Genomic DNA, 23,222 nt, shown 5'->3' with positions numbered 1-23,222 from the left:
TCCGGTTTCGGTGTCCTAGGTCGCCAGGATCGCCACAGCGATGCCGCTGGCCGATCCGGCCAGTACCGCGGCGCTCAACGCGCCCACGAGCCCTTCGATGGCCTCGTCCCGGTACATCCGGGCCACCAGCTGTCCCCCGACCCACATCACGCGCCCGATGCACAGCAGCCACACCAGCCACAGCAGGATGCCCAGCAGTTCGATCAGCGGCGCCCGCACGTCCTCGGGTAGGCGGGTCATGGCCGGTCTCCGCGCCGGTCGGTGAGGTAGGCGACCTCGAGAGCGGTCAGGACGGTATGCATCACGCGGTCGGGGTGGCTGCCTTCGACCGCGTGCCCGCCGCCGGGGATGTCGATGTGGTCGGCCCACAGAGCCTCGGCGAATCGCGCGCCGTATCCGCCGTCGACGAGGCTGTCGCACACCACCCAGGTCGGGATCTCGCGCAGCTCGCCGAGGTCGGTGGCCGACGGCGGATCCTGGGGGGCCCCGGCCGGTGGAGCTGTCGCCGCGGGGTTCAGCAGCACGAGTCCCGCGACGGCGGCGGGGTTTTCGCGGCACCGCGCCGCCGCCCACCGCTGTGCCAGGGTGCACCGGGTACCGGTGGCCACGCACACGATCGCTCCTGTCGCGTAGGTGGCGGCGGTGTCGAGGTCGGTGGGGCTCGACGCGGTGGGCAGCGCGTGTTCTCTGGCGCGGTTACAGCCGGTGCCGGGGTCGTGGCGGTGGACGGTGATCTGGGCGATGCCGCCGCCGAGACGGCTGTGCAGTCGGCTGGTTACCGGGCGCCAGGATCGCCAGTCGCCACGTTCGAGGTAGATCACAGTCGCGGGCGCGTGCGCGGCTCCCCACCGATGCACGCAGACGACCTCACCCGACGCCGAGAGCGGACCGGCGCCTGAGGCGCCAGCGCAGGGGGCTGCGGGTGTGATCGCTTGCGGTACGGTCGATTCCGCCAGCGAGGGGTCGGCGTTGCGTTCAGGGCGTGGGGTGGTGGTCATGAGGTCGCCACCACTTCGCCCATGATGCGCGCCGCCATCGTCGCGGCGACCCCGCCGATAATGGCGGCCCCCACAATTTTCGGGCTTTCCAGGGCGCCGCCGTGGAATTTCTCCCATCCGAACCGGCCGCCGCCGTAGATGATGGCCGCGATGCCGGCCAGGTTGACCAGGAACCGGAGCCAGTTCACGACCAGGATCAGCTTGTCCGATCCCGGCGGGGATACCGGGACGATCTGGCCGGGGTCGATGTCGTCCGGTGCTTGGGCGAGCAGGGTCAGCGTCTCGCTCGCCGCACTGGCCACCATGGTTGTCACTGTCATGACGGACTCTCCGAAATATGCTGTTGTGCAGAGGATTTGCGTGAGTGGGCCAGCCGGTCGACGATGTCGGCGCCGGCGCGTCCGACATCGGCGGGGACCGCGGCGCGCAGACTCGCCCGCCGGCGTGGGGGTGGGGGGTCGCCGGGGCGGAATTGGGCCAGTTCGTGTGGTTCCAGGGCGAGGTGGTCGTGCCAGCCGATGTCGTAGACGCACTCGGCCAGCTCGGTCACCGTGGCGCGGTATCGGCGGACCGGCGCGGGCACCCGGCCGGGGCGCAGTGGCATCAGGACCAGGCCGATGACCACGACACCGTCGGGGGCCAGTCCCGCGTGCCACTCCCGCAGCCGGTCGGCCGCGGCGATCATTCCGGCCATGCACACCCGGGCCACGATGATCACCCGCTGGGTGGTGCGCGCGGAGCCGGGCCAGCTCAGACCGGCGTCGGCGGCCGGTGCCCACCAGCGCGCCAGGGTGGTGGCGCCGGCGCCGCCGTGCGCGCCCATCACCGCCCACAGCGGCGGGTAGGCCCCGGTGGTCGGCAGTGGTTCCTCTCGTACCGGGGCCCGGCGCGTCGGCGGTGGCGGTTCGATGTCGAGGTCGGTATGCGGGATCGGTCTGCGGTGTGTGCTCACCAGATGCAGCGCGGCACTCATGTCTGGCTCACCGCCCCTGGATATTGGTGATCAGGGTCCGCCGCGCCGCGTCGTCGGCGCGGCCGTTGACCAGTTGCAGGTAGTCGGCTCGCCGCCCATCGGGACGCAGTTCGACGAGGTGGACTTCGGCGGCGGTCGAGGTGATCGGTGTGATCCCGACGCAGTGCTCGGTTCCGGTGGGCACCGCGGTGATCGCCGCGGCCAGCGCGGCCGGGTCCAGTCCGGCCTCGGGCGCGACGACCGCCAGCGCCGCCGCCGTGTCGCGGCGCGCGTAGTAGGCGTATTGGAACGCCGCGATTGCGGCGGTCAGATCGGTTCCGTCGCTGTCGCTGTCGGTGACGGTCGCGTCCTCGACCCCGAGGCAGGCCGCCGGTTCGGCTACCACAGGGGCGCTGGTGGACGGTGCTGTCGGGTCAGCAGTCTCCACGGCCGGTCCGGTGGAGACCTCAGGGCCGGATGCGGTCGCGCTCAGGGCCGCGACGGTCGCCGCGGCCACCACCAGGACCGCGCACACCGTGCCCGCGACGGCGGCCACCCGGCGCCCGGGTCGCGGTTGTGACGATGTGGCCGCGGCTCGCGCAGGCAGGGTGGGGGTGGTCGAGCGGGCGGTGGTGACCCACTGCCAGGCCTCGTCGTCCGAGCCGCGATCGCCGGGCGCGGTCGTCGGCGGAGCCGGATGTTCGGTTCCGGCGAGCCATTGCCAGCCCTGCTCGTCGTCGCTCATGTGCTGTCACCTCCTTCGTGTGTGGTCAGATGGGTTGGGGCCCTTCGGGTGACGCGTCAGGGACGAGGTCAGCCAGCACAGCAAGGGGTAAGGGTGTGCCGACAGATGGCGCGCGCCACCCGAAGGGGTCACGGTCCGGCGGTGCCGGAGGGGACGGTTGTCCCCGCCGGTGGCACGCCGGATGGTTTCGGTGCGCTCGTAGGCGCGGTCGTCCCCGGGTCGGGACGAGCGGGTGTCGTTGTGCGCTCGCTCGGCTCGGTGGGCGCGGCGCCCGGTGTGGAGACCGAGGGTCGGGTCGTGGCCGAGGGCGGGGTGGTGGGTTTTGGCGTCGCGGTGGTGGGGGTGCTGGCGGCGAGGTCGTCGGTGGCGGCGCGCAGCCAGCGGGTCACCGTGGCCAGGGTGGAGTCCCCGGCGGGGCTGGCCGGGGTGCGGCGGTAGGCGCCGGTGCGGCCTGTCGTGTCGCTGTAGCGGGCGGTCCCGGCGAGTTGGTAGAGCTCGTCTGGATCGGTGACGGTGCTGGTGATCGCGGTGAACGCCTGGTTGATCCAGCGCGAGGCGGTCTGTGGTGGCACTAGTTCGGCGACGGCGCCGGCCAGTTTCATCCCCAGCGCGGCGAGGGCCGCCCAGGGGCTGGTCATGCCGACGGTGGCCAGTTCGGCGACGGTGGCCGGGGTGAACACCTTGCGTGCCACCGCGATCACCGCGTGGATGCCGATGCCGCCGAGTTTGAGCAGCGCCGCGATCGCGTCGTGCCCGTCCGGGGCGGGGGCATCCGGCGCGGAGGCCTCCACCAGCCGCTGCCCGAGGCTGGCTTGGGGGCGGTAGGACAGGGTGTCCAGGGTGGTGCCGTGCAGGTCCTCGTTGATCACCGTGGTCGCGGTACGAAATACGGTCCTGGTCAGCGCTTGTGCGATGGTGCCGATGGCGGCGATCGGATCGCCCAGACTCGAGCGTGCCGCTAGGTTGGCGACGGTGGCGGCCAGTGGGGAGTCCGCGGGGGTGTCGCACGTCGCGTCCCCCGCCGCGCACCAGTCGGCGACTCGGCCGGTCAACGCGCCGTACTCGGTGGGGGCCGCCGGCTCGGAGTGCGCGGTGATCCCCCCTCCGGCCGGGGCGGATGCCAGGACCTCGATGGCGCCGACATGGGCACCGTCGGTGCCCGGCACCGCGTCGGGCGTGCGTGCGCCCGGCCGTCCGGGGAGCACCGGGGTGCCCGGCGCACGGTTCGGGTTGGCCAGCAACGCGATCGCGGCGATCCGGTCGGCGGGGATGCGGGAGTTTCCCGCGCCGATGTCGCGGGCCCACCACTGCACCGGGACGGCGCCGTGGGCGTATCCCACCGCGGCCAGCCGGGTGTCGGGGCAGCGCTGCAGGATCCCAATCGCCGTCTGCTCCAGCCGCTCCCGCGCGGCTGCGGTGGCCTGGGCATAGGGTGCCCGCGTGCCGTCCTCGTCGTAGCCGTAGGGCAGGTAGGTCCGCGCCACCCGCTCACCGCCGGCGGCGAGAGGACCGAGAACCACCCCGAGGACGCCGGTGTCCACCCCGACCGCGGCCTCACGCGAGGATTCGTCGGTGCCCTGCACCCCGATCACGGACAGGACCGGGCACGTAGCGCCCAGCGGCGCCACAACGCCCGGCGCCGCGCTCGCGTTGGCGGCCGCCCCCACCAGCGTCGCCGCGGCCAGGATCGCCGCCACCGCACGCAGCAAGAGAGTGGCGACTCTCGCTGGATGAATCATTGTGTCGTGCATCGCTTTTCGTGTCTTTCGCGTCGTGCGGGGCGGTTCAGGTGCTCGTGGGTGCCTGATGCAGGAATCGATCCAGGTGGGCCAGCGCCTCGGCGCGGCCGAGGACGGCGGCGCGGCCGTGGCCGCTCGGGTACTCCCGCCATATCGGCTCGACACCGCGCATCCGGTAGGCGCGCACCAGGCCGCGGGCTTGATCGGCCGGCACCACCTGGTCGTCGACGCCGTGGTAGAGATGCACCGGCACGCGCGGGAGTTCCTCGCGCGCCATCCGTTCGGAGGCCAGCACGAATCCCCACATCTGGTCGGTCCACGGGTCGCCGCTGATGCACCAATACGACAGCGGCGCAGCGAATTTCGCGCGGATCTCCTCGACGCTCAGGACAGCGGCGTCCTCGAAGGCGCTGTAGCCGGGCGCCGAGAGCACATGGCGCAGCGGGATGTGGCTGTAGGCGCGCGACAGGCCGATCATGGCCGCGACCGCCAGTCCCGACCACGGGCCCTGGGAGTGCGAGCGGGCCAGTGCGGCCAGATCGGCCACCACCGCGCCCGCGGCGATCCCGCGCAGGTCGATCTCAGGGGCGTAGCGCGGCTGGTGTTCGGCCACCGCCACCGCGGTGCGGCCACCGTCGGCGTAACCCCAGGCAAGCGCGGGCAGCGCCGGCCAGGCGACGTCGGGGAGGCGTTCCAGCGTTCGCACCGCGTCCAGCGCGGCGCGTGCGCCGGACAGGCGCGCCGGGAACCGGGCGGGCCCGAGCCCGCGTAACCCCATGCCGTGCCCGTCGGGCACGACCACGACCCAGCCGCGTACCAGTGCCGCGCCGATCTCCTCCGTGCTGGCCGAGGTGCCCGCCGCCAGCCGCTGCGACGGCGCATTGCCGGCGCCGCCCAGGCCGTGGAACGGTGGGAGGTATACCAGTGCGGCGGAGGGGGATTCGGTGTGCTCGGGGGCGATCACGATGGCCGACGCCGCGATCGGTGCGTTGAACGCGCTGCGGGAGGCGTAGACGATCTGCCAGGCCTGCCCGGCCGCGCCGTCGAGCTGCGGGACCCCGACCCGTCGCCGGCGCAGGACACTGCCCGGCGGTGTGACCGTGTCCACGATCAGTCCCTGGTAGAACAGGTCGACGCTCATCGCCCGGCTCCCGACGCGTCGGTAGCCAGCGCGATCAGCCACGCGATACCCGAGTCCAGTTGCCCGTGCGCGGCGTAGTTGTTGTGCCTGGCGACGGTGTCGAGGTAGCGGGCCCAGACCAGCGGGTTGACCAGGTCGGCGTTGTCCGCGGCGAACACCGACCACGCGGCGGCGAGCTGGCCGACGAGCTTGCCCAGTTCGAGGGGATTCGCCGCGATCGTCGCGGTGATGTGGCCCCATCGTGCCGCCGCCACACCGGGGTCGGTCGCCGTCGTGCGTGGGTCGGCGGACTCGATGAGTCGCTGCGCCAGTGTCGCCGTCGGCGCGTAGTCCACGACGGCGGGACCGACGTGGAAGTCGTTGGCCACGATCGTGTTCCACGCCCTGCCGAACGCGCCGGACAGCCCGGCGTTGATCGAGGTGAGCGCGGCCACGGGGTTGGTCAGGTCGGCTTGGGCGCCGATGATCGCGCCGAATCGCAGCAGTGCGGCACGCTCCGGCGCCGAGCAGGCCAGGTCGCCGTCGGTGCAGATATCGGCGACTCGACCGGTCAGCGCGCCGTAGTCGGCCACCCCGGCGATCCCGCCACCCGCGGCCGCGGGGTTGGCGATCCGCACTCCGGCCACGGCCGCGCCGCTGGTCCCCGGCGCCGGGTCGGGCGTGAGCTGGCCGGGGCGCCCGGCAAGCACCGAAGCCCCCGGCGCTCGATCGGGGTTCGAGTACAGCGCGATACCGGCGATCTTGTCGGCCGAAACCGGTCCCGCACCGGCGCCGACATCGCGTGCGAATCCCGAAACCGCCTGCGCGCCTTGGGAATGTCCGGCGGCAGCGATCATCGTCGACGGGCATGTGGCGGATATCTCGACCACCGCGGCGTCGAGTTTGCGGCGGGCGTCGGTGACCGTGACGACGTAGGGGTCGGCTGCGCCACCCGGGACGATCCCGCCGAAGCCCGCACCGTAGGCGATGTAGCTGCGCTGCATCAGATGGGGCACTGCGGTGACCGCCGGGCCGATCAGCGCGCCCATCACTCCGATGTCGGCGAGCGGGTCGGCGTTCGGCGAGCTCTGGCCGGTGCCCTGCACGCCCAGCACATACAGTGCCGGGCAGCCCGGTCCGATCGGCACCGACGACGCCGACGGCGCGCCGATGCCGGCGCTGGCGGCCGCGCTGAGGCAGGCCGTGGCGGTGACCGCGGCGATGTGCACGCCACGGCCGGCACGGGTGGTCGCCATCATTGGCCCACCCCCACACCGGCGCCGAACCCGGCGCCGACCGTGCCACCGGCGACCGCCCCGACCGCCGCGGCCGGTACGCCCGCGACTGCGGCTCCCGCGGCGGCTCCGGCCGCGGCTCCGAGCGCCGTTCCGGCGATCCCGCTGGTCACCGTGCCGATCACCGGGACCGGCACCACGGTGCCCAGTGCGGCTCCGGCGATTCCGCCGATCGTGCCGCCGATCAGTCCGCCGACGACCGCGCCCGCCGCGGCGGCCGGTGCGCCCAGCACCGTCGCCCCGGCCGCGCCACCGATACCCGCTCCGGCCAGCGTCGCGCCCGACACCCGATCCGAGCGCCCCGCCGGGATCCCGACCGAGTCCAGCGCTGTGGCGACCTGCGCCTCCAGCCCGGCTGCCGTGTCGTTGATCAGGTCCCGGCACTGCGGCGGCAACCACGGCGGAGTATCGGCCTCCCACTGCCCGATCCGGATCTTCTCCGGTGGCGCTTCGATCGGCGCGACCGGTTCGACCGGCTCCGGAAGGTGCAGTTCCTCGATCCGGATCGGCGGTGCCGGCACATCCGTCGGCGGCGCCGGCCGCGACGGTGCCGCGTTGCGCACTTCCGGGGGCTGACTGTAGTACACCGGCGGATCCGGCTGCGGCGCAGCAGGTTCCGGCTCGGGAGCGGGCGCAGGAGGGGGCGGAGGCGCTGCCGTGCCGGGTTGCGGCGGGGCAGTCACGCCGGGCTGCTCGGCGATCGCGCCCGCGGGGGCCGCGGCGTGCGCCGCCCCGGCGGACAGGATCACCACCACCGGCACCGCACCGGCGAGCAACACTCGGCAACCACGGCGCACACCCGCACCCACACGATTCCGGCCGCGGTCCGCACAACCGGCCTGAAAAGGCGAGTTCCCGGCAATGCCGTCACCAGACAATTTGTTTTTCCGCATGCCAAATAGACCCTTCAACGAAGGTTGGGGAATAACACAGGGAATAGATCGATAAAATCGACGGACACCCCCCGCCCGCACGGCCTCCTAGCCGCATAACCGCAGCTAGGAGGCCACTCCTAGGCGGCTTTCGCCGTCAGATGAACGGCAGCACGAGCGACAGCACCTGCGCTGCCAGATGCACGCCGTTGTTCAGGACCGTCAACACTCCGTTGACTGCCCCAAGAATCACGAACGGGTCCATTGGAATCCTTTCGGGTTTGTTTGTCGGACGAACACCATCAAAAACCCGTTCAGCCATCTCCGCCACCCCGTGAAGGGGTGAAGATTCCTCGGTAACAATATCTCGGTACGCAAACAGTTCATTCATCTGCGTATTTGGTGTTTCCAGCACCAGTCCGTGATCTTTCCGAACCCGATGTCGCGCACCGGCGTTCGCGATGTCAGCAGACAGCCAGCATCCACGCCGCTTCGACGATAAGGCCCCGATCGGCGGGAGATCAATTGTGCAACTGGACGTTTCACAGTTGCCGCGCGCTACCCCTTCTGGTAGGAAATAAACCAAGGTCTCGGGGGGTAACCATCTAGCGTAACGCGATCATCTGCCGTGCCGGAAGACCCAGAAAGGGGGGACCATGCCCACCGGGCGAGCCCGTCGACTCTCTGCCCACGCCACGGCACCACCCACGCTCGGTGCCACGCTCAAGCAGATCCGCGAACACCGCAGCTGGTCGCGCTACACCGCCTCGCGAGAGACGCACGTCAGCGACAACTACATCAAGGACATCGAAGCCGGCCGGAGCAAGCCCAGCACCGAAATCTTGGACCAGCTCGTCGCGGGCTACCGCCTCGATCCGATGCAGGCGCGTCACCTCTACAACCTGCGCCACACACCCGAGGACCTCGCACCACCGGACCAGCTGCGCGAACGGATCTCCTCCTCCGAAGCGCTGCGCACCGGCTTGGTCGATCTGGACCACCGCGGCATCCTCGCCGCCTATGTGGACCCGACCTGGACAATCCTGTGGTCGAACAGCAGATTTCAGCAAGCCGTCCCGGGACTGGCCGCCGACATGTCGGTGCCGGTCTGGGTGTTCTCGCACGACGGTCTTCTCGCACTTCACGACTGGGACGCCGAAGCCAAGATCGCGGTCGCGTCGCTGCGCGCAGTGGCCGGTCGGTATCGCGACTCCGTCCAGGTGCGCACCAGCTTGGCCTCGCTGGCCCGCAACCCCGAATTCCGCGAGCGATGGGCCTCCACCATCGACGTCATGTTCATCCGGCCTTCCGACGTCCCGCTCCACCTGCGCAACCCCGACCGCACCACCACCTCCTACACCTTGCGCATCTCGCCCACCGACTCGACCGGCCACATCTCCCTGCTCCACGCCGTCGAGTCCGTCACCACCAGCCCAGCCCTCTGACACGCAGGCAACAGTGGGTGACGTTGAGCAGGCCGACCAACCAGCCGTCGGAAGGTCCGCACCCCACGCCGACTGAACTCCGACGCGCAGTACCGGGTCGACGTGCTGGCCGCCGACCATCGTCATGCGCAGTGCGCTGGCGGGCCCCGGTCCGCTGTACCGCACCCGCGCGAGATCCACTGCGGCACACAGCGACTCGATCGCCCAGCACGCAGCGGCGACCACGCCCACCTCAGACCCCTGCACTCGTTTCGCGACCCTGCCGATCATCCGACCCATCGCGAGACAGTCCTTGCCCAACCCAGGACGCCTCGACAGGCCCCGGCCATGTGTTTCATCATTGACAACCGAGTGCGTTCATCCCTGCCGCGTCTCCGTCAGATCCCGAGGACACACGATGCTCACAGATCTGCACTGCCCGCACTGCCGCACCACCCACGCCCTGCAAGCGGTCCCCGCGCTCCACGCCACAGGGACCAGCACCGCGGTCACCACCGGTGACTACCACGGCGTCGGATTCACCCCCTACGGAGTAGTTCCGGTCGTGGCCACCGCGACCCGAACGAGCACGCACTCGACCGCCCTGGCCAGCGCGCTCAATCCCGGACCCGGAACTCGGCCCATCGAAGGTCTCCTCGTGTGGGGCACCCTGGCCCTCCTTCTACCCCTGATCATGATGCTGCCGGTGTCCGCGATGTTCAGCGAGGTCCCCGAACTGGTGGACTTGGGGCAAGCGATGGTCGTCGGGATTCCGGCACTCATCGCGTCCTCCGTGCCGACGATCGCCTGCTACTGGGTAGCCCTCGCTCGCGCCCGGCAGAACCAGCGAATCCGCCGCGGCCGCCCCCTCGCCCACGCCGTCTGGGCGGCAGGACTCTACTGCCACCGATGCGGCTGCTGCTTCTGGCCCGAACCGACAGCCCCCGGAGTACCCGTACGCGAACCCCTCACTCCCGCGGCATTCACCCACCATGTCTGGCGCGCGGGCCGCTACCTGCCGCACTGACGGCTACCACGTTGCGCCTCATCACCTGACAGTCTCCCTCCGCAGATCGGTTACGGCCCCGTGCCGCCCGTTGCGGACTTCGTCTACAGCAACGTCCAGCTACCGTTCCGTTGCCACAATCACAGCATGCTCAGTCGATAAGGGTTGGCTGCCCCGCGCGGTCGCTCGAGTTCGACTGAGGGTGGCGGTCGGAGCCCTTTTACGGTTTGATTGAGGCGAGGGATCGAGGTCAGATGCACAGCCGATGGAGAAGTATCCATGGCTACCGCGCAGACCTCCATGACCGAGGAGCGATCCGAGCCGTCCGGCTCACGCCAACTATCCGGCCCGCACGCTCGTAGCGGCAACACCCAATCAAGCGCGCTCGGCGGCAATAGGTCGATCCAGGACCCCGCAGAACATGATTGCCGTACGGACGGCCCTGCATCGCCGGTCCGCGCCAGTGGCCGACGGTTGCCCCCCGAATGGCGACATCTGCCCCGCCTCCGCCGCCGGCCATCGAAGCCGCGTCTCCCGCGCCGCAAATCACGCATGCGCGTGCACCGGACAGTCAGGCTGCGCCGACATGCCTGACCAGGATATCGCGGCAATTCTCAGTCGACTTCACTCGGAAGCGACCGTATCCGTAAGCGAGTTCGCTCAGCTCGTAGGAGTCGGCCGATCCACCGCCTATGCCGCGATAGCAGCGGGATCAATACCCGCAGTACGAGTCGGTCGGCGAGTTCGAGTTCCGTCCGCATGGGTTCTGCGCCAGCTGAACGGTTGATACATCCCCGCCAGATTACCCCTGCCACCGCGAACCGGTCCCGTTGGCGGTGTATACGCATGAATGGACAGTGTCAACGGCGCATAACTGGCGCAATTGCCGCGCTCCAGCACATCTGCGGGCGGACGCACTTTGTCAACAAGATTTCACCGACAAATCTCTGAAACCGTTCCGCTGGCACCCCGAAACTATCGGCCAGCCAACGATTCCCCGACCGAAGGGACCAGTTATGCCTACGGCGAAGTCTTCCCAGGCCGACCATGACCCCGAATCGAACAGTGAGACAAGCCCGATCAAGCAGCGCGTCGCTAAGAACGGCCAGGTAACCTACACATTCCAGATCGACGTCGGCAAAAGTCCGGACGGTCGGCGCGACCGCCCGCGATTCACCTACCCGACCAAAAAGAAGGCCATCAAGGAATACCGGAGAATCAAGACCGAAGTCGACGCCGGGATATTTGTGAAACTCACCGACCTCACCGTCAACGAGGCGATCGACAAATGGGTCCGAGGCCGCAGACGCGTTCGGCGTGTGACGCTCGAAGGTTACGAGTACGACCTCAAGCCGGTACGCCGCAGGCTGGGCGGCAAGAAACTGCGAGACCTCGCCAAGGATGATGTCGATGAATTGGTCGAGTGGATGCTCAGCGAAGGGCGAGTCGGGCCACGGCACTATCAGCCGGACTCGCTTTGTTCACGGATCGCCGCGCATCTCGCCAAGCATCCCGCCGGACTTCCGGCCAGCGCGATCAAATCGGAATTTCCGGACACTGACATATATACCGCCTTGTCAGCACTCTACAAAGCGGGTCGTGTTCGGCGTCCTCGGCGCGGTTTCTACATTGCCGCCGATCCGGCAACCATTTCCGGACCTCCCGGGGGCGTGAAGCCGATCACGGTGCGAACGATGCTGTCGACATTCGGCGGGGTAGTGCAGTCATTTGTCGACCAGGGCGCCCTTCCTCGGAACGTTGTAAAACTTGTCGAGCGCCCGTTGGACGAAATCGATGACGATGACGACGATGTCGAGTCAAAATCGTGGTCCCTGGAGGAAGTCACCCGGTTCCGCGAGTTCATTCGCGGGGAACGCCTGTACGCCTGCTGGCTCCTGTCCTGCTACGGTGCCCGCCGCAGCGAAGTGCTGGGGCTGCGCTGGAGTCGCATCGACGACACCAGGATTCGAATCCGACGCGGACGTGTGAAACTCCGCAAGGGCACCGACGAAGGGCTGCCGAAATCGAAACGCAGTCGCCGGGATCTGCCACCGCCAGCGGACCTCCTGGCAGCGTTGAAATCGCTGAAGATCGTTCAAAAGGCGGAGTGCCTAGCCCGCGGCGAATCCTGGTCCGACGATCGGCTCGTCGCAGTACATCCAGACGGTACCCCCATCACCCCGGAGTGGTACAGCGACGAGTTCCATCGAATCCGGGAACGCGCGAAACTCAGGCGAATTCTGCTCAAGGGACTTCGCAACACCAGCGTCAGCCTGATGCTCACCTCGGACATCCCCGCGCACATCGTCGCAGCGTGGCACGGGCACCACCCTGCCGTCACGGTCGGCATCTACTCCGAGGTCGTCGCCGAGGATCTGCAGCAGGCAGGCGGGAGCCTCTTCCCGCACATCGACGGCATCTGAGCGGCAGAACACCCCGGACGCGCGGGTTCGCGCGGACGGGAACTGACGAGATATGGTTGCCAAAAGATAGCCAATGGTCTTGCAGCGGCCAGTACGCGCGTATCGGGTGGTGGGCAAAAACTGGCCCTGAGCAGATGGTTCGCGGAATCCCAGTGTGCCAATAGTGTGCCAAGACGCGCCCGCACAGGCTGGACAGGCCGACACAAGCTGGACGTTCGCGAATGTCGGCTTCCGGGCTCCGCGCGCGGCACCGAGGCGGCAATCGTGGCCTCGACCTGGCGGTTTGATGCCGATTGCCTGCTCACGGTAGATTCATCACCGATCCCCGTCAGTCGCCGCTGGCGGCCCGGACGTATAGCTCAGCGGTAGAGCACTGGTTTTACACACCAGCGGTCGGGGGTTCGATCCCCTCTGCGTCCACTTCAAAAGTGCCTGGTCAGAGGCTATTTCTCATCACTTGGCGAAGTGTCCGCCTGCGGTCGGGAACCGCGAACTTGCCAAGAACTTGCCAACGGGCGATCGAGCTAGGTTCCCGTCGCCTCGGCGGGACCGCCGAACAGGGCCACGCCCATCGACTCCAACGCTTCGTCGTAGACGTGCCCGTAAACCCGCAGCAGCACCGCCGGATCATGGCCGAGCCACTTCGCCGCCGCCGACACAGACGCCCCGGAGTCCAACAGGATGGTCGCGGCGGTGTGCCGGGCGTCGTGCAGCCGGATCACCGGCAACCCGGCCGCCTTGGCCTGGCGTTGGAACTCGTCGCTGAACCACTCGGGCCGGATCGGTTCGCCGTCCTCATGAACGGCGACGAGACGATCGTCGTCCCACGCGGTGCCGAGTGCGAGCGCTTCGGCCCGCTGCGTGACCTTGAGCGACTTCAAGGCGGTGGCGACGTCCGGCGGCAGTGGCAGGCTGCGCCGCGACCTCCGCGATTTCGGATCGCCCTCGACGGTCGTCTTGCCGACCGCGACGCGGCCCCGGCGAATGTGCAGGGTGGTCCCCTCGATCCGCGACCAGCGCAACCCCATGATCTCGCTGCGGCGCAGCCCGCACAGCGACAGCAGGAACAGCGCGTACAGGCGGTGCCCTCGTACATGCTCACGGAATACCGCCGCCTGCTCGCGCGTCCACACCTGCATTTCTGCGTCCTCGACGTCGGGCCGCTTCACCAGCCGGGCGACGTTGCGCGTGACCAGGCCCTGTTCCATCGCGTCGTCCAGCGCGGCCGAGAGCTGGATCAGCATCGTGGTGACGGTGCGGGCGGACACGCCTTGCGCTGCGCGCGGCGCGGCGGTGTCGGCGGGCAGGGCGTACAGGCCGCGCTCAGGGCGGACGATCTGCCCCGCCTCCCGTAACCGGTCCAGGTACTTGCCTGCTTTGCTCCCGAACTTCTCGACCACCTGCGCGTAACGCACGCCTTCCGGATGCTCGGCGACGAACGCCAGCACGACGGCGCGCATGTCGCTGGTCGGTGCCTGACCGCCGCGCCCTTCCGTCAGCCGCCACGTCACCACGCCGTCGATGTGTTCCTTGGTGAGCTGCTGAAGCGGCAACGGTCCGAGTCGGTCCACCACCGGTTTGAGCGCGGCTCGATACCCCTCCAAGGTGTCGCTCCGGATGTCACGCCGCCCGTCCAGCCAGCCGGTTACGAACTCGGCCACGGTGACCCGCGAGCGGGCGGTGTACGTCCCGGCCCGGACCTCGGCACAGATCCGGCGGTATTCGGTCTGCGCTTCCTTCTTGGTGCGGCACGTGAACATCTGGCGGTCACGCTTGCCGTCCGGCCGCACGCCGACATCGACCTGAAACGAGTAGGACACCTTGCCGTTCTTGGCGACGTGTCGGTTGATCGGTTCGGCGCGTCTGGTGCGCTTCGCCTTGTCTTCTTCCATCTCCGAATCTTTCTGTCTCTCAATGGATTTGATGGATGCTGGCGGGGTGACGGGCGGCGCTCGGGCGGTGGGTCGGCGGGTCATTTGGCCAACTCGCGTTCGACGTCGGTCAGCGTGAGCCCGTACCCCGACCGTCCCGCCGACGCTCGCACCGCGCCGGTGAACGCGTCGCTGAGGCGGTAGGTGCCGAACCCGAGGGCTCGTGGGTCACGGGCGCGGCATCGCTCGAGGCGCAGCCCTTGGCGCGTGGCGGCGCGGCGGAGGCGGTTCTCGCGGACTTTCTCGGCTTGATCCATGCCTAGAACACTACCCACGGTGATGCTGGAATGCATTCCTATAACGATGCTGCAATTGAATTGCGTTGCAGCACAGTGCAACGCATGGAATCCGCGTCACGCTCATGTCAGCGGAATTACACCGGTGGTACTATCGGAAACAAGTCCTCCATCTGGGGGCGGGCGCAGCGATCGAACGCAGCGCAACGGGAACCGAACCCCTTCACCCCATCCGCGTGAAGGAGAGAACTGTGACCACCCCGCGAGAGCTGTTGACCGTTGCCGAAGTTGCCGAGCGCTACGGCGTGAGCACCCGGACCGTGCGCAACTGGGTCGATTCCGGGCACGTGCCCGCCTACCGCATCGGGCCGCGCTTGATCAAGCTCGACGCCGTCGAGGTAGACGCCGCCCTGCTGGTCCGCGCGACGGGGGGCAGCAAGTGAGCCGCCCCGACGCCGCCGAAGTAATGCACCGGGTCGCGACCGAGCCGACCCTTTCCGTGGAGGACGCCGCCGCAGCGTTCGGCATCGGTCGTAGCACCGCCTACGCCGCCGTGGCCGCAGGTGAGATCCCGTCGATTCGTATCGGTCGCCGGGTGCGTGTGCCCTCCAACTGGGTGCGCGAACAGCTACAGGTCGGCGCTTCCTGAATTCTGCTGTCCCACAACGACTTTGAAAGGGGCAGCAGTGCCCGAAACAGAGAACACCCCCGGCCGCCAGCAACCGGCCGAGGGTGTCGAAACGCCCGACGAGAGCAACCCCCACGGTACCCCCGCCGAGTATGTCGCCGGGGAGCACCTGGCGGAGCTGCTGCGTCGACCCGCCACGATGGATCTGCGCGACGCGCTCGGTGACGCGGTCGGCATCGCGGTCGCCCGATGGCACCGGGGATTCGGCGCTCATGACTACTCAGCGGAATCGCTCGAGGAACTGCGCGCGGCGCCCGTCGAGATGGTGGCCGAGTTGCTGGCCGAGCGCGGTGTTACGCCGCCGACTCGTGCCGATGTCGCGCGCTGGTCGGAGGAGACCCGGCAGCAGGACCCGCACGAGGTCGTGGCCGAGTTCGCGGCTGTGCGGGATGCTGCGCGGCATGCTGCCGAGGCGGAGGCTCAGTTGTTCCGTGCGGCACCGACCCAAGGGACTGTGCGCAAAGCGCTGGCCGCGAACGCCGACGTGTTCGACTCGTCCCCGATCCTGCGTCACATCGAGGAATTCGCCCGAGCGCGGGGAGCCGGGGCCTGGGCAACGCTCGGAAACGTACTGGTCCGTGCAGTGTTGGCAACGCCGTATCCGGTCACGTTGCCTCCGATCATCGGGGGGCCGGTGTCGTTGAACGTCCTGCTCGCGATCGCGGGCGTATCCGGGGCGGGCAAAGACATCGCTCACGCGGTCGCCGACGCTGCGGTGGTGTTTCGTCGGTGTGGCGAACCTCTGCGGTGGCCGCCGACACCAATCGGAACCGGCGAGGGCATCGGCCGCACGTTCGCGATCGCGAAGAAGAGTCCGGTTACCGGACACGCCCAAACCGTATTCCATTCTCGTGCAGCACTTTTCACCGTTCGTGACATCGCCGCATTCGATGCCGTCAGCGACAGGCGAGGTCAGACACTGATGCCCGAGTTGTTGAAGGCCGCGCACGGTCAGGAATTGGGACACGCGAACGCGACCATCGAGAACCGAGTCATCCTCCCGCCGCACAGCTACAGGCTCGGGCTCGTGGCAGGGGTCCAACCCGGAAACGGGTCGTCGCTGTTGAGCGAGAAGGCGGTTCGGGACGGGCTCACACAGCGCGTGCTGTGGCTGCCGGTCCGGGACGGTCGACGGCGTAACGCTGCGGCCGAGCCTGCGCCGTTGGTGGTGGACATGGCCGATTTCGGCGTGACGATCGACCCGATGGTGGACGACGAACCCCCGCTCGTGTATCTCGACGTCGCCGAACCGATCCGGGCCGAAATCCTCGCGGTGAACGCCAGCAAGGATCTCGACCCGTTCGGCGGCGTGGACGACCCGTTGGCGGGTCACCGGTTACTTGCGTGGCTGAAGATCGCCGCCGCATTGGCCTTGCTGCACGGCGAGACGAAGGTCGACGCCGAGAACTGGCAGCGAGCGGGTGCTGTGCTGTCGGTGTCCGAGTCCACTGCCGCCGACGTCTCGTCACTGTCGGCCGATGCCGTTGCCCGTGACGCCGCCGAACGGGGTCGCGTGGACGGGGTCCGCCTCGCCGCGGCCGACGAGGCGCGCGCCGTCGCGGGCGTCGAGCAGGTCGCCGACCGGATCGAGCAGTTCCTCGCCCAGCGAGGGGACTGGATCGCGCAGGGAGCGATCAGCCGCTGCGTCACCTCATCGAAGCGGGGGTTGGTCGACGCCGCCCTAGCATTCCTCGCCCAGCGCGGGCGCATCGAGACCCGGACCACCGAATATCAAGCGGGACGGTCAACGGTGCAGCATCGAGCGAAGGCCGGGCGATGAAAGCCGAATCCCCCGCCGCTATCTGCGGTAGTGGCCGCCAACCCCGCCAATCCCGCGACCTGTTTTCGCAGGTCAGGGCCGGTGTGGCGGGGTTGGCGGCTGTGACGGGGTGTGTCGATCCCACTCCCTCGCCTGTTTATTACGTGAATGAATTGAGTAATAACAAACATCTATATAAAGGGGCGAGGGATAAGGGAAGGGACACCCTCGCCAACCCCGCCAACCCCGCCACACCGGCTCTGACCAGGGGGTTTGGGTTGTCACACCCGCCACGGCCGCCAACCCCGAGAGGGCAGCAGGCGAGGCAACCCCGACCCCCGACATCCCACCGAAAGGACCCCCAACCCATGACCGTCAAGCGATTCAAGATCACCGGCGACACCGACGCCGAACGGCTAGCGGCGGTCCTCAGCCGACGCCGAGCCGGGGCGGCGGTTCCGTCGAGATGAGGCCAACCATGACCCCCTACGACTTCTGCAGCGACGACGCCCCTGCCGAAATCCTTGCCGAGATCCGCACGGCGATCTTGCGCGAGCTTGCCGACGACGAGGTCCACGAGTGGCGAGACGTCCGGCGGCGCTTGCCCGTCCGCGACCGCTGGGCGCAAGGTCAAGCGCTGGTCACGCTCGCCGCATCAGGCGCGGTCGGCGTCACCGTCTTCGCCGGGGCGACGTTCGTGTCCTTGCCGCTTCGCGCCGTCGAACCGGCTGCGTGACCGTCCGCACAACCACAGTCCGACAGAGAGGACCCCGCCATGGCACACGGAAACGCGATCCCGTCCCCCGAGGAACGCCGCCGGGCGCAACAGGCGCTCGAGCGGCGAATCGAAGGTCGACCCTGGCGAGAGATCGCCGACGAGCTGAATTACGGCGACGAGTCCGGACCGCGTCACGCGGTGTCGCGCTTGCTCGCCCGAACGGACGCCGTACTTGCCGCCGAGCTTCGCGAACTCGAAGGCGAACGGCTCGACGCTCTGCTCGCGGCGTACTGGGCTCCGGCGGTGCGGGGTGATGTCCGGTCGGCCGAAGTGGTGCTGAAGGTGCTTGCCCAGCGCGTGAAGTTGTTCGGTCTGGCGGTGCCCGAACGGGTCGTCCTCGGTGCCGAACCCGAGCCCGAGGATTACGCCGAAGTCGTCGCCGGGCTGCTCGAACGATTGATCCGGCCGCGTGACCGGGCCGCGCTCGAGTCCGGCGACTGAGAACCGTTGCAGCGGAAGGGGTTCGCAGCACCTCCCTTCCGCTGCACCCCGCCGTCGTAGGTTCAAACCATGAACACCGCCTACGCGCCGAGCGACCCTCGCAGCCGCTCGCCCGAGTCCTGGCGAGGCAGATTGGCGGCGCTCGCCAGCCGGGGCGAGGTCGCCGGTCCTCGCGTCGATGAGTGCCGAAATGCGCTGTCCTGGTGGACAGCTCACGAAACCTTCGGCGACCTGGTCGACCGGGGGCAACTGTCGATGGACGATGCGGAAACGCTGCTGGAATTGCTGGCCACCCGGACGGGGGCGACCCGATGAGGACCCGTCGCCGCCCCGCCGCATCGCCCGCCCCGACCCCGCCCGCGTTCGATCAGGCCGAGGCCCGGCGGCGTCGGCGCGTGTACCTGGCGGTGACGCTGCCCGGCGAGTTCGACCTCAAGGCGGAGGTGGCCGACATCCTCGAACCGCTCGCCGAGCGGGTCGCCGTCGACCGGATGCCCGGCCGGTATCGCGACGCCGTCGGCGCGCTGAGCGACGCCGTGCACGTCGCGGTCGTCGGCGCGCTGATGTTGGTCGCCGACCGCGACGACCGCGCCCGCGTGCAGCACCTCGAGGTCGGCGCGCGAGAACGCGCGCTGCGGCTGCTGCGCGAGGCGCGGACCCTCCCCGCGCGGCCCACGTTCGACGCTGACGCGCTGGAATCCGGGCGGTGGGCACAAACCCTGGTCGACTTCGCCGCGTCCGTCAGCGAGCCGCTGAGCCGTCTGTTGTCGGACGCGTGGCCGCCGGGTGCGGTCGCGCTTCGCGGGCAGCGCTCGGTCAGCGAACGCCTTGTGGACCTGCTGCGCGGGGTCGACCGGGCGGCGGCCGATCTCGAGCGCCGACTCGATCGAGCACCCAAGATCGTTTCCGTGCGTCCGGTCGACGCCGCCGACCGTGCTCGCGCCGAGCTGCGCGCACTCGGCATCACCCCGCCGGGGTGATCACCCATGGCGACCGCGTGCATCCTGTGCGGCTGGGAGACGAGCAACCCGGCGGCCGAACACCCGTGGCGGTGCTCGACCTGCGTCGACCTCACCCCCGCGCAGGTGCGCACGCGCAAGCGCCGCTTGAAGCGTCGCCGGGCGAAGGAACGTGAACGAAAAGCCCTTGCCGACAAGGGATTTAGACCAACTGACGGGTTGCAGGAACGGGCGCGGGGCGGTGGCTTGGCTTCGGGCCGCACCTCCCCGCCTCCGGCCGCACGCGAGAGGAACTGACCTGTGGCGAAGCTGAAGGGTGTCGAGTTGACGACCGCTGAGCGTGACCGGCTGCGGGTGTGCTTTCACGAGGCCGGTCACGCGGTCGCGGCGGTGCTTGTCGGCGGCCGGATCATGCGTGCCGAGGTACTCGACCGCCCGCGCGACGGAGTGCGCGGATCGACGTCGTTCGTGGGCGTGGACGCTCGCGGTGACCTGGCGATGTTGTCCTGGTCCGGACCGTTCGCCGAAGCCCGTTGGAGGTTCGGACCCCATCCGCGACTCGAGCAGGTCCGCAGCGTCCTGCGCGGCTCGTGCGACGCCGACGATCTCGCGACCGAGGTCGACCTCGCGACATCGGCGACGCCGCGCGACATCGAACCGCAGCTCGAGCGGTGCTGGCCGATCGTGCGCAGTCTGGCGGGAAGCCTGTACAAAGACGGCCACGTCGGCCACCGCGCCGTCTGCGAACGGCTCGGGCTGCCGTTGTGGGGGCCTCAGCAACGGGCCTTGGTCGCGAGCATCCGGGCGGGGCTGTGGACACCGCCGAAGCCGCGCGGTTCGAATTGGTGGGACTAGCGGAAAATGGCCGTGAACCCGTCGGTCGTCGGCGACCGTGAATCGCCAGGTCAGCGGACTGGAGAATGCCTCGCCGGTGTGGCGTCCAAGCCGTGAACTCGTGACTCGCCGACCTCGCCGGGTGGACAACCGTGGGGAAGAATGGCCGTCTCAATTCCAAGGTTTCGAGACAGGCGAAATCAGGTGGCCCGAATGGTCCATAGTCCCTGTTCGTGGTGTCTCAAAAGTTGTCGCGTATCATAAGTGCGTCGCATCGACTTTTGAGAAGGGCTCGCCATGACCGACACCACCACCGTCACGGGCCAGATGCTCGGCTACGCCCGAGTTTCCACCGGACACCAGTCCCTCGACCAGCAGACCGACGCCCTCACCGCCGCAGGCGTCGACGCTGCCCGCGTCTACTCGGACACGCTGACCGGCACGTCCACACGCGAACAGCGGGAAGGGTTGTCGGCGCTGCTCGACTACGCCCGGCCCGGTGACGTCATCGTCGTCGTCGGTATCGACCGGCTCGGCCGCAACGCCGCCGAGGTGATGGCGACCGTCCGCGACCTCGGACAGCGGGGGATCGTCCTGCGGTCCCTGCGCGAAGGGATCGACACCAGCACCGCCACGGGACGAATGATCGCGGGCGTGCTGGCCTCCCTCGCCGAACTCGAGCTGGAACTACAGCGCGAACGGCGCGAGGCTGCGAAGTCGGCGCGCAAGGCGCGCGGCATGTCGACCGGTCGCCCGCGCGCGCTGACCGGAGATCAGATCGCCCTTGCCGAACGGATGCGCACCAGCGGCGAACCCGTGCCGGTGATCGCGGCGACCCTGGGCGTCAGCCGGGCGACGCTGTATCGCGTCCTCGCTCAATCGTCGTAGTCGCTCGGCCACGCGAGCATGGCGACGATCACCGCCAGCGGAATGCCGACGACGGTCGCCCACAGCAGCGCGGTCACCGGGCACCGCCGACCTGAGCCCTGGACGGTCGCGTGAACCCCGACCCATACCCCGCGTAGGGCACGCGTTCGCCGGGTGCGAGGAGATCCGCGACGCCGCGCACCGCGTAGGTGAAACCCTTGACGTGCTCGACATTTGGCACGACGACGGCGTGTGCGCCGAACCGGTGAACCGACTCGATCAGCCGGAACACCCACCCGGGCTCAGTGCGCCGGAACGTCATCGTGTCGACCACCTCGAGCCCGTGCCCGCCCGCAACGCGTCGGATCGTTCGCCGCGCTTCCTCCAGATCGTCGGCCAAGTCCAAGCACACCACGCCGAGCGCGTCGGTCGTCGCCATCCCCATGCCTTCCTGCCGTTGGGTTTCCCCCGCCGCCGAGGACTCACGAAGTTCGACCCGGCGGCGGGGTTGGGGGAAGCGTGGCAGCGGAAACGGCGCGCTTTGTCCCGCAGTGGGACAATGCCTTTTGGTAGGGCATTCACCGCCAGCAACGGGAGGCGCGCGTGAGCGACGACCAACACGACGATCGGTTCATCGGACAGCGAGTCCGCGCGATCCGCGCGCGGCGGGGCATCTCGCAACAGGTGCTCGCCGACCGGGCGGGGTTGAGCCGTGGCGCGATCGCCAAGTACGAGGCGGGCGAACGGCCGATCGACTCGCGCCGGACGCTGCTCGCGCTCGCGCAAGCGCTGGGCGTCACGCTCGGCGACCTGACCGGGCACGAGCATGACAAGCTCGACCCGGCCACCGCCGGTTTCCACGCGGCGGTGCCCGGTCTGGAAACGGTGCTGTGGTCGCGGGGCAACGTCACCGACACCGCCGCGCCGCGCACCCTGGACGAACTCGCCGCGCTCGCCCGCACCGCGACGAAGCTGCGCCACGATTGCGACTACGCCGCGCTCGGGCCGATGCTCGGGCCGATGCTGACCGACTCCTACCGGCACGTCCGCGACACCGAGAGCGAGCAGGCGTGGGACGTGCTGGGCACCGTCGCCTACGGCGTCGCCTCCGCCCTGCGAGCGCGGGGGTATCACGCGCTGGCGTGGACTGCCGCCCAGGAAGCCGAGCGCGCCGCCGCGCACGCGGGCGGGGCCGCGCAGACCGCAGCCGCCGCGTTCATCCGAGGTCAGATCCTCTTGTCGCGACCGGGTGCGCTGCCCGCCGCACTCGAAACCACCGTGGGCACGGCCGAGAAGATCGCCGCCGACGTGCGCACCGTGGGCGACGTCGAAACGCTGGGCATGCTGCACCTACAGGGCAGCATCGTCGCGGCCACGATGGGCAGCGACCCCGAACCCCACCTTGCCGAGGCGGCCGAGCAGGCGGGCAGGCTGGCCGAGGCGACGCCGAGCACGTCCACCGCCCGCAACGAGTCCTTCGGTCCGGCGAACGTGGCGCTGTGGCGGATGTCGGCGGCGATGGAACGCCGCGAACCTGGCGAAGTCCTCGCGATCGCGCCGACGCTCACGCCGAGCGAACTGCCGAACGAGGGACGCAAGGCGCAGTACTTCGTGGAGATCGGCCGGGCGCACGCGATGCAGCGCGACTACCGCGATGCGCTCTACGCGCTGCTGCGGGCCGAGCACACCGCACCGCAGCACGTCCGCACCATGGCCCCGGTTCGCGAAGTCGTGGGCTTCATGCTGCGCACCGCCCGGCGCGACCTGACGACCGGCGACCTCGGCCGCCTCGCCCAACGCGTCGGCGTCGTCGCCTGAGCGCCGGACACGCGAACACCCCGCCTCATCGGCTGAGAGGCGGGGTGTTCGTTCGGGAGCCTTCCGGTGCACTGGGGCGGTGCCAGCGTGCCACACCGCCCGGTCCCTCCCAGGTCAGGCGGTGTTTCCATCTTGCCTAGAACTTGCCAAGACAGGCACGAACGGGCTGGACGGAGCGATACACGCTGGACGTGAAATAGCCTCTGACCTGGACTCGATGGACGGGGCAATATCCGCTGGACGGTTCGGCGCGCTTTTACACACCAGCGGTCGGGGGTTCGATCCCCTCTGCGTCCACTCATGAAATGCCAGGTAGAAGCAATCGGCTCGGTGAGTC

The 23,222-nt window shown here is 69.1% G+C and carries 27 protein-coding genes and 1 tRNA gene; 15 read left to right on the top strand and 13 right to left on the bottom strand.

Going from position 1 to position 23,222, the window contains the following annotated elements:
• Nucleotides 1–15: 15 nt before the first annotated feature.
• The 10 genes from OHB21_RS21615 to OHB21_RS21570 all read right to left on the bottom strand — a co-directional run bounded on the left by OHB21_RS21615 (nt 16) and on the right by OHB21_RS21570 (nt 8,136).
• A complete protein-coding gene (locus OHB21_RS21615) occupies nt 16–240 on the bottom strand; it encodes a hypothetical protein (protein WP_067514736.1) in 225 nt (74 codons plus the stop codon).
• Nucleotides 237–998: an alpha/beta fold hydrolase gene (locus OHB21_RS21610; RefSeq protein ID WP_328435762.1), complete on the bottom strand. Its 762-nt coding sequence runs from the start codon at nt 996–998 to the stop codon at nt 237–239. The genes OHB21_RS21615 and OHB21_RS21610 overlap by 4 nt, the downstream gene beginning before the upstream one ends.
• Nucleotides 995–1,318 carry a hypothetical protein gene (locus OHB21_RS21605; protein WP_328435760.1) on the bottom strand — a complete coding sequence of 108 codons (324 nt, stop codon included), beginning with the start codon at nt 1,316–1,318 and terminating at the stop codon, nt 995–997. The genes OHB21_RS21610 and OHB21_RS21605 overlap by 4 nt, the downstream gene beginning before the upstream one ends.
• Nucleotides 1,315–1,971 (bottom strand): hypothetical protein, encoded by a 657-nt coding sequence (locus OHB21_RS21600; protein WP_195126700.1) that lies wholly within the window; start codon nt 1,969–1,971, stop codon nt 1,315–1,317. The genes OHB21_RS21605 and OHB21_RS21600 overlap by 4 nt, the downstream gene beginning before the upstream one ends.
• Nucleotides 1,972–1,978: 7 nt before the next feature.
• The gene (locus OHB21_RS21595; RefSeq protein WP_195126699.1) at nt 1,979–2,695 is read right to left on the bottom strand and encodes a hypothetical protein; all 717 of its coding nucleotides are present in this window, start codon (nt 2,693–2,695) and stop codon (nt 1,979–1,981) included.
• A 128-nt stretch (nt 2,696–2,823) separates the two neighbouring features.
• Nucleotides 2,824–4,404, bottom strand: coding sequence for a cutinase family protein (locus tag OHB21_RS21590; protein WP_195126698.1), 1,581 nt, complete (start codon nt 4,402–4,404; stop codon nt 2,824–2,826).
• 76 nt (nt 4,405–4,480) lie between these two features.
• On the bottom strand, nt 4,481–5,575 hold the full coding sequence (locus tag OHB21_RS21585; protein WP_067514725.1) for a lipase family protein: 1,095 nt from the start codon (nt 5,573–5,575) through the stop codon (nt 4,481–4,483).
• Nucleotides 5,572–6,813, bottom strand: coding sequence for a cutinase family protein (locus OHB21_RS21580; protein ID WP_228801682.1), 1,242 nt, complete (start codon nt 6,811–6,813; stop codon nt 5,572–5,574). The genes OHB21_RS21585 and OHB21_RS21580 overlap by 4 nt, the downstream gene beginning before the upstream one ends.
• Nucleotides 6,810–7,628 carry a hypothetical protein gene (locus OHB21_RS21575; protein ID WP_195126697.1) on the bottom strand — a complete coding sequence of 273 codons (819 nt, stop codon included), beginning with the start codon at nt 7,626–7,628 and terminating at the stop codon, nt 6,810–6,812. Before OHB21_RS21575 ends, OHB21_RS21580 begins: the two co-directional genes overlap by 4 nt.
• 250 nt (nt 7,629–7,878) lie before the next feature.
• The gene (locus OHB21_RS21570; RefSeq protein ID WP_195126696.1) at nt 7,879–8,136 is read right to left on the bottom strand and encodes a hypothetical protein; all 258 of its coding nucleotides are present in this window, start codon (nt 8,134–8,136) and stop codon (nt 7,879–7,881) included.
• A 241-nt stretch (nt 8,137–8,377) separates the two neighbouring features.
• Here OHB21_RS21570 and OHB21_RS21565 point away from each other — a divergent pair, with 241 nt between their 5' ends.
• The 5 genes from OHB21_RS21565 to OHB21_RS21550 all read left to right on the top strand — a co-directional run bounded on the left by OHB21_RS21565 (nt 8,378) and on the right by OHB21_RS21550 (nt 12,994).
• Nucleotides 8,378–9,166, top strand: coding sequence for a helix-turn-helix domain-containing protein (locus OHB21_RS21565; RefSeq protein WP_195126695.1), 789 nt, complete (start codon nt 8,378–8,380; stop codon nt 9,164–9,166).
• 397 nt (nt 9,167–9,563) lie between these two features.
• Nucleotides 9,564–10,172: a hypothetical protein gene (locus OHB21_RS21560; protein WP_195126694.1), complete on the top strand. Its 609-nt coding sequence runs from the start codon at nt 9,564–9,566 to the stop codon at nt 10,170–10,172.
• A gap of 400 nt (nt 10,173–10,572) precedes the next feature.
• Complete coding sequence (locus OHB21_RS37580) at nt 10,573–10,938, top strand: excisionase family DNA-binding protein (protein ID WP_084538203.1); 366 nt, start codon at nt 10,573–10,575, stop codon at nt 10,936–10,938.
• A gap of 229 nt (nt 10,939–11,167) precedes the next feature.
• Nucleotides 11,168–12,574, top strand: a complete 1,407-nt coding sequence (locus OHB21_RS21555; RefSeq protein WP_195126693.1) for a site-specific integrase — start codon at nt 11,168–11,170, stop codon at nt 12,572–12,574.
• A gap of 348 nt (nt 12,575–12,922) precedes the next feature.
• Nucleotides 12,923–12,994: transfer RNA gene (locus tag OHB21_RS21550), tRNA-Val, on the top strand.
• 104 nt (nt 12,995–13,098) lie between these two features.
• Here OHB21_RS21550 and OHB21_RS21545 read toward each other — a convergent pair.
• On the bottom strand, nt 13,099–14,466 hold the full coding sequence (locus OHB21_RS21545) for a site-specific integrase (protein WP_328435750.1): 1,368 nt from the start codon (nt 14,464–14,466) through the stop codon (nt 13,099–13,101).
• Nucleotides 14,467–14,546: 80 nt separating this feature from the next.
• Nucleotides 14,547–14,762 carry a hypothetical protein gene (locus tag OHB21_RS21540; protein WP_328435748.1) on the bottom strand — a complete coding sequence of 72 codons (216 nt, stop codon included), beginning with the start codon at nt 14,760–14,762 and terminating at the stop codon, nt 14,547–14,549.
• A 230-nt stretch (nt 14,763–14,992) separates the two neighbouring features.
• Between OHB21_RS21540 and OHB21_RS21535 the strand changes: the two genes are divergently transcribed.
• The 9 genes from OHB21_RS21535 (at nt 14,993) to OHB21_RS21495 (ending at nt 21,088) form a co-directional block, all read left to right on the top strand.
• Nucleotides 14,993–15,184 (top strand): helix-turn-helix domain-containing protein, encoded by a 192-nt coding sequence (locus tag OHB21_RS21535; protein WP_328435746.1) that lies wholly within the window; start codon nt 14,993–14,995, stop codon nt 15,182–15,184.
• Nucleotides 15,181–15,390 (top strand): helix-turn-helix domain-containing protein, encoded by a 210-nt coding sequence (locus OHB21_RS21530; protein ID WP_328435745.1) that lies wholly within the window; start codon nt 15,181–15,183, stop codon nt 15,388–15,390. The genes OHB21_RS21535 and OHB21_RS21530 overlap by 4 nt, the downstream gene beginning before the upstream one ends.
• Before the next feature lie 37 nt (nt 15,391–15,427).
• Nucleotides 15,428–17,209 (top strand): hypothetical protein, encoded by a 1,782-nt coding sequence (locus tag OHB21_RS21525; protein ID WP_328435744.1) that lies wholly within the window; start codon nt 15,428–15,430, stop codon nt 17,207–17,209.
• Nucleotides 17,210–17,666: 457 nt separating this feature from the next.
• A complete protein-coding gene (locus tag OHB21_RS21520; protein WP_328435743.1) occupies nt 17,667–17,924 on the top strand; it encodes a hypothetical protein in 258 nt (85 codons plus the stop codon).
• A gap of 39 nt (nt 17,925–17,963) precedes the next feature.
• A complete protein-coding gene (locus OHB21_RS21515; RefSeq protein ID WP_328435741.1) occupies nt 17,964–18,407 on the top strand; it encodes a hypothetical protein in 444 nt (147 codons plus the stop codon).
• A gap of 69 nt (nt 18,408–18,476) precedes the next feature.
• Complete coding sequence (locus tag OHB21_RS21510; RefSeq protein ID WP_328435740.1) at nt 18,477–18,722, top strand: hypothetical protein; 246 nt, start codon at nt 18,477–18,479, stop codon at nt 18,720–18,722.
• Entirely contained in the window at nt 18,719–19,387 is a 669-nt protein-coding gene (locus OHB21_RS21505; protein WP_328435739.1) for a hypothetical protein, read from the top strand. The genes OHB21_RS21510 and OHB21_RS21505 overlap by 4 nt, the downstream gene beginning before the upstream one ends.
• A 279-nt stretch (nt 19,388–19,666) precedes the next feature.
• Nucleotides 19,667–20,221, top strand: coding sequence for a hypothetical protein (locus OHB21_RS21500; RefSeq protein ID WP_328435737.1), 555 nt, complete (start codon nt 19,667–19,669; stop codon nt 20,219–20,221).
• A 276-nt stretch (nt 20,222–20,497) separates the two neighbouring features.
• Nucleotides 20,498–21,088 (top strand): recombinase family protein, encoded by a 591-nt coding sequence (locus OHB21_RS21495; protein WP_328435736.1) that lies wholly within the window; start codon nt 20,498–20,500, stop codon nt 21,086–21,088.
• Between the two features lie 73 nt (nt 21,089–21,161).
• Here OHB21_RS21495 and OHB21_RS21490 read toward each other — a convergent pair whose 3' ends face one another.
• Nucleotides 21,162–21,506, bottom strand: coding sequence for a hypothetical protein (locus tag OHB21_RS21490; protein ID WP_328435735.1), 345 nt, complete (start codon nt 21,504–21,506; stop codon nt 21,162–21,164).
• A gap of 164 nt (nt 21,507–21,670) precedes the next feature.
• Between OHB21_RS21490 and OHB21_RS21485 the strand changes: the two genes are divergently transcribed.
• The gene (locus OHB21_RS21485; RefSeq protein ID WP_328435734.1) at nt 21,671–22,885 is read left to right on the top strand and encodes a helix-turn-helix domain-containing protein; all 1,215 of its coding nucleotides are present in this window, start codon (nt 21,671–21,673) and stop codon (nt 22,883–22,885) included.
• The last annotated feature ends 337 nt before the right edge of the window (nt 22,886–23,222 follow it).

The organism is Nocardia puris, from assembly GCF_036051655.1.
GTDB lineage: Bacteria > Actinomycetota > Actinomycetes > Mycobacteriales > Mycobacteriaceae > Nocardia > Nocardia puris.
Note: the sequence above shows the minus strand (reverse complement) of the source record. Positions and strands in the feature narration are given on the sequence as shown.